Origin of the sequence: Actinomadura geliboluensis (assembly GCF_005889745.1) — a bacterium.
In the GTDB taxonomy this organism is placed as follows: domain Bacteria; phylum Actinomycetota; class Actinomycetes; order Streptosporangiales; family Streptosporangiaceae; genus Spirillospora; species Spirillospora geliboluensis.
The window spans coordinates 1-4596 of the sequence record NZ_VCKZ01000576.1; the positions used below are offsets into that span (position 1 = coordinate 1).

Consider the following 4596-nt stretch of genomic DNA (forward strand, 5'->3'; position numbering starts at 1 on the left):
GCTCAGGCCGGGTGATCCGGAGCAGGTCGGACCCTACCGGCTGCTGGCCCGGCTCGGGGCCGGCGGGATGGGCCGGGTCTATCTGGGACGCTCGCCGGGGCGGCGGCTGGTCGCGGTCAAGGTCGTCCACCCGCACTTCGCCGACAACGCCTCGTTCCGGCGCCGGTTCGCGAAGGAGGTCGCCGCCGCGCGCCGCATCGGGGGCTTCTACACGGCGCACGTGGTGGACGCCGACCCCGACGCCGACCCGCCGTGGCTGGTGACGGAGTACATCGCCGGGCCGACGCTGCAGGAGGCCGTGGACGAGAACGGCCCGCTGCCCGAGGCGTCGGTGGCCGCGCTCGGCGCCGGGCTCGCGGAGGGGCTCGGGGCCGTCCACGAGCAGCACGTGATCCACCGGGACCTCAAGCCGGGGAACGTACTGCTGGCCCGGGACGGCGCCCGGATCATCGACTTCGGCATCGCCCGCGCGATGGACGCCACGTCCCAGAGCCTGACCCTGGTGGGGACGCCCGGGTACATGTCGCCCGAGCAGTACCTCGGCGGCGACATCGGGCCGGCGAGCGACGTGTTCTGCCTGGCCGCCGTGCTGACCTTCGCCGCCACCGGCCGCCACCCGTTCGGGGAGGGGCCGCCGGACGCGCTCGGCTACCGCGTCCGGCACGAGCAGCCCGACCTCGCGGGCATCCCGGCGGCGCTGCTGGAACTCATCGCGGCGGGCTTGGAGAAGGACCCGGACGACCGCCCGCCGACCGAGGAGTTCCTGGAGCGCTGCTCCGCGCTGGCCCCGGACGAGGGCATGTCCCTCCCGAAGACGTTCGACACGATGATCGCCACGCGCGTCGCCGAGACGGAGGTCTTCGCGGGAAGCGTCGGCGCGGGGAAGAAGTCCGAGCCGAAGCCGCCCCCCAAGCCGAAGCCGAAGGCACCGCCCAAGCCCAAGGCCGAGCCGAAGGCGCCGCCCAGGCCGAAGGCGCAGCAGCCCAAGGCCCAGGCGCAGGCCCAGGCGCAGCCGCCCCTGCGGCCGCCGCAGCAGCAGCAGCCGCGCCCGCCGGCCAAGCAGCCGGCGCCGGCCGGCGGGATCGCGGCCGGGGTCATCGGGGTGCTGCTGGTCGTGCTGCTCATCGCCGTCGCCGCCCAGGACCGGTCGGGCTCGTCGGGCAACGCCGGCGCGTCGTCGTCCACATCGTCGTCCACGTCGTCGTCGCCCACCTCGACCACCACCCGGACGTCCGGGCTCTACGGCGGCTCGGACCCCACCGGTTCGTCGAGCCCGACCCCGACCCCGGACCCGACCTTCGAGGCGTTCGACGCGATCAGGGTCGGCGACTGCCTGGACGCCTACCAGGACCCCTACGACTCCTCCGAGTGGAGCGAGGACGAGCCGACCGCGGTCTCCTGCGGCCGGAGCGACGCGTACCTGAAGGTCTACGGGGTGGAGGACTCCGGCAGCGGGTGCGACGCCGAGGCGCTCGACGGCGAGGACTGGTGGAGCTCGCCCTACCACGACGGAGAGCGGATCTACCTCTGCGTGCGGCGGCAGTTCAGGGAGGGCGAATGCTTCCTGGGCAAGAAGAGCACGAAGAACGGCAGCACGGCGGCCATCAATGGACACGGCCTGATGACGTCGTGGGGCTGCGGCAAGAGCACCGTCCCCCGGGGGTTCAACTACATCCTCCAGTTCACCGGCTACTACGAGTCCACGTGCCCGAGCGGCTCGCTGCGGTGGACGGACTTCCGCAAGGGAGTACTCTGCGCCCGCATCGTGTGAGCGACGCCGAAAGGGTGTGCGGTGGGTAGGTCCTTCGTCGTGACCGGCGGTGGACGCGGTGTGGGCCGCGTGATCGTCGAGCGCCTGCTCCGGGACGGGGGCAGGGTCGTGGTGATCGAGCTCGACGCGGCGGCGGTCGCGTGGGCGGACGGCGTCCCGGGCGTCGCCGCGGTCGTCGGGAGCGCCGCCGACGAGAGCGTCGCGGAGAGGGCCGCCGACCTGGCGCAGGAGGCGGGGACGCTCGCCGGGTGGGTCAACAACGCGGCCGTCTTCCGCGACGTCGCGTCCCCGTCCGCGCGGGAGCTGCTGGACCTGGTCGCGCTGAACTTCGATCCGGCGGTGGTCGGCTGCGTGACCGCCGTCCGCAGGTTCCTGGACGCCGGCACTGGCGGCGCCATCGTCAACGTCTCGTCCCATCAGGCGCGGCGTCCCGTGCGGGGGTCGCTTCCCTATGCGACGGCGAAGGCGGCGGTCGAGGGGCTCACCCGGGCCCTCGCCGTCGACTACGGCCCGTACGGCATCCGAGCGAACGCCGTCGCGCTGGGCTCCATCACCACCGAGCGGTACGAGCACTTCCTGGCGGAGCAGGCGCCCGAGGATGCCGCACGGATCGAGGGTGAGATGCGGCTGCTCCACCCGGTCGGCCGTGTGGGACGCCCGGACGAGGTGGCCGCCGCCGTCGCGTACCTGCTCTCGGACGAGGCGAGCTTCGTCAACGGCGCCGTCCTCCCGGTGGACGGCGGGCGCCACGCGGTGGGCCGCGATCCCGAGGAGGCCCCTGCCGTCCCAGGCGATCGCGCGCCCTAACCTCCCGACTTCGCGGCGGTGACGGCGTCGCGCAAGGCGGCGAGGAAGTCCTTGCCGTCGGCGTCGTCGCCCAGGGCGAGGTGGAACGAGGCGGCTTCCGGCATGCCCGACCACGGCCCGGTGGCGCTGATCCCCGTGTCCGGCACGAGCGGCGGGAGCGCGTCGAGGACGACGTCCCCCAGCCAGATCGACCGGACGTGGACGCCCCGGCGCTTCCCGGCCACGGCGACCACGAGGTAGGTGGGCAGGAGCAGCGCGACCGTCGTGTGCTCGCCGTCGGGGTCGCCCGACCCCGTGAGCCTCGCCAGCGGCCCCGGCCGCCTCAGCCGGACGCTGCGGGTGACGCAGCACCACCGGGCGGTGCCGAGCGCGTTCCCGAGCAGGTGCTCCTGGGCGTGCGCGGCGATCGCCGCCCGCACGTCCGGATCGAGCGCCCCCGGCTCGGACCGCCTGCTGGAACGCTCGTACAGACGCTTCATTTCCCCCCACCTCCGGAAAACCCGCTGTGAGCGTACGGCGGGAGAAGTCGCCGGAAAGTGCCCCCGCCCGACAGCGGTCATAGCATTGCAAAAACGGCGATGTGGCGCCATCGCCACTGGTCGGGGAAATAAGCGTGAATTTCTGTATCCGGACGGGCGGTTGCCGCCGGAGCGGGGGCTGCTCCGCGGCGGATCTGTCGGTGGCGTTCGGCACACTGGCCTGGTCGGCGGTACGGACGGCCCAGGGAGGTCGAGCGTGGTCATCATCTCGGGGAAGCTTTATGTGGACGCCGAGGCCAGGGACGCCTATCTGGAGGGGTGCCGGGAGGTCGTCGAACTGGCGAGAAAAGCGACGGGCTGCCTTGATTTCGCCATTTCGGCCGATCTCCTGGAGCCCGGCCGGATCAACGTGTACGAGCGCTGGGAAAGCGGCGAGGCCGTCGAGCGGTTCCGCGGGACGGGCCCGTCGTCGGAGCAGCAGGCGGAGATCCGCGCCGCTGAGGTGAACCGGTACCTGATCTCCGGGGTCGAGGCCCCCTAGAGCCAGGGGCGGAGTCGACACCTTCCCAGCGGCCAGGAGGCCAGAAGGCCAGGAGTCCAGGTCGGAAGGCCGGGAGGCCAGGTCAGGAGGCCAGGGCCTCGTGCCATCGGGCCGTGTCGGTGTACTGGTGGAGCCAGGAGATCCGGCCGTCGGTGACGCGCCACAGGTGGACGAACTCCGCCTCGTAGCGGCGCTCGGTGGAGCGCGCGGTGCCCCGGTAGTGACCGGTCACCACCACGAGCCCGTCGCCGGTCTCGTGCCAGGTCTCGGCGTAGGGCGCCGTGTCGTACTCGGCGAAGACGGCGCCCCACACGCGGGTGAGCGTCTCCTCGGGGCCGTGGAAGGCGCCGCCCGCGCCGAACGGCAGGCCGGGCGCGGTGCGGGCCTCGAACTCCGGGTGCAGCAGCGCGAGGATCGCGGCGGCGTCCCGCGCCTGCGTGGCGGTGTAGAACCCGGCGACGAGATCGGCGTCGGCGGTCATGGGCACCTCTTTTAGAGACGGTGTTCTAGAATGTATCCACTACTAGCATGGAGGGCGCCGCCATGGGAAGACCGGCCAAGTTCGGTGAGGACCGGATCCTCGACGCCGCGCTCGCGGTGCTCGCCGAGGACGGGCCCGGCGCGGCCACCATCGGCGCCATCGCGGCGCGGCTCGGCGCCCCGTCCGGCTCGATCTACCACCGGTTCGGGTCCCGCGACCTGCTGCTCGCCACCCTCTGGGCGCGCTGTGCGCGCCGCTTCCAGGAGGGGTTCGCCGCGGCCCTGGCGGCGGACGACGCCGAGGCGGCGGCGCTCCACACGCCCCGCTGGTGCCGCGCGCATCCGGACGAGGCGGCCGTCCTGCTGCTCTACCGGCGGCAGGACCTGGTGGCCGAATGGCCCGAGAGGTTCGCCGCGCTGAACGAGGAGAGCGCCGCCGCGCTCGACTCCTTCGCCGAGCGGCATCCGGGCCTGGAGCGCGAGCGGCTGGTCTTCGCCACGGTCGACGTCCCCTACGG

At 73.2% G+C, this 4596-nt stretch carries 6 protein-coding genes; 4 read left to right on the forward strand and 2 right to left on the reverse strand.

Features of this window, described 5'->3' with window-relative positions; genetic code table 11:
- Nucleotides 1-1771 (forward strand): serine/threonine-protein kinase (locus ETD96_RS46315; protein WP_205719728.1); only part of this gene is annotated, 1771 nt, incomplete at its 5' end.
- Nucleotides 1772-1810: 39 nt separating this feature from the next.
- Entirely contained in the window at nt 1811-2578 is a 768-nt protein-coding gene (locus ETD96_RS41650) for an SDR family NAD(P)-dependent oxidoreductase (RefSeq protein ID WP_274704687.1), read from the forward strand.
- Here ETD96_RS41650 and ETD96_RS41655 read toward each other — a convergent pair.
- Nucleotides 2575-3057, reverse strand: a complete 483-nt coding sequence (locus tag ETD96_RS41655) for a hypothetical protein (RefSeq protein ID WP_138641989.1) — start codon at nt 3055-3057, stop codon at nt 2575-2577. The two genes, ETD96_RS41650 and ETD96_RS41655, sit on opposite strands and share 4 nt — an antisense overlap.
- Nucleotides 3058-3313: 256 nt before the next feature.
- Between ETD96_RS41655 and ETD96_RS41660 the strand changes: the two genes are divergently transcribed.
- The gene (locus tag ETD96_RS41660; RefSeq protein WP_138641990.1) at nt 3314-3598 is read left to right on the forward strand and encodes a putative quinol monooxygenase; all 285 of its coding nucleotides are present in this window, start codon (nt 3314-3316) and stop codon (nt 3596-3598) included.
- A gap of 82 nt (nt 3599-3680) precedes the next feature.
- Here ETD96_RS41660 and ETD96_RS41665 read toward each other — a convergent pair whose 3' ends face one another.
- Nucleotides 3681-4079 (reverse strand): nuclear transport factor 2 family protein, encoded by a 399-nt coding sequence (locus ETD96_RS41665; protein WP_138641991.1) that lies wholly within the window; start codon nt 4077-4079, stop codon nt 3681-3683.
- A 62-nt stretch (nt 4080-4141) separates the two neighbouring features.
- Between ETD96_RS41665 and ETD96_RS41670 the strand changes: the two genes are divergently transcribed.
- Nucleotides 4142-4596, forward strand: a 455-nt coding sequence (locus tag ETD96_RS41670; RefSeq protein ID WP_171069498.1) for a TetR/AcrR family transcriptional regulator, incomplete at its 3' end; no start/stop codon positions are given.

Coding starts and splice junctions, on each gene's coding strand:
- ETD96_RS41655 (WP_138641989.1), bottom strand. CDS start 3,057: ATGAAGCGTCTGTACGAGCGTTCCAGCAGGCGGTCCGAGCCGGGGGCG.
- ETD96_RS41665 (WP_138641991.1), bottom strand. CDS start 4,079: ATGACCGCCGACGCCGATCTCGTCGCCGGGTTCTACACCGCCACGCAG.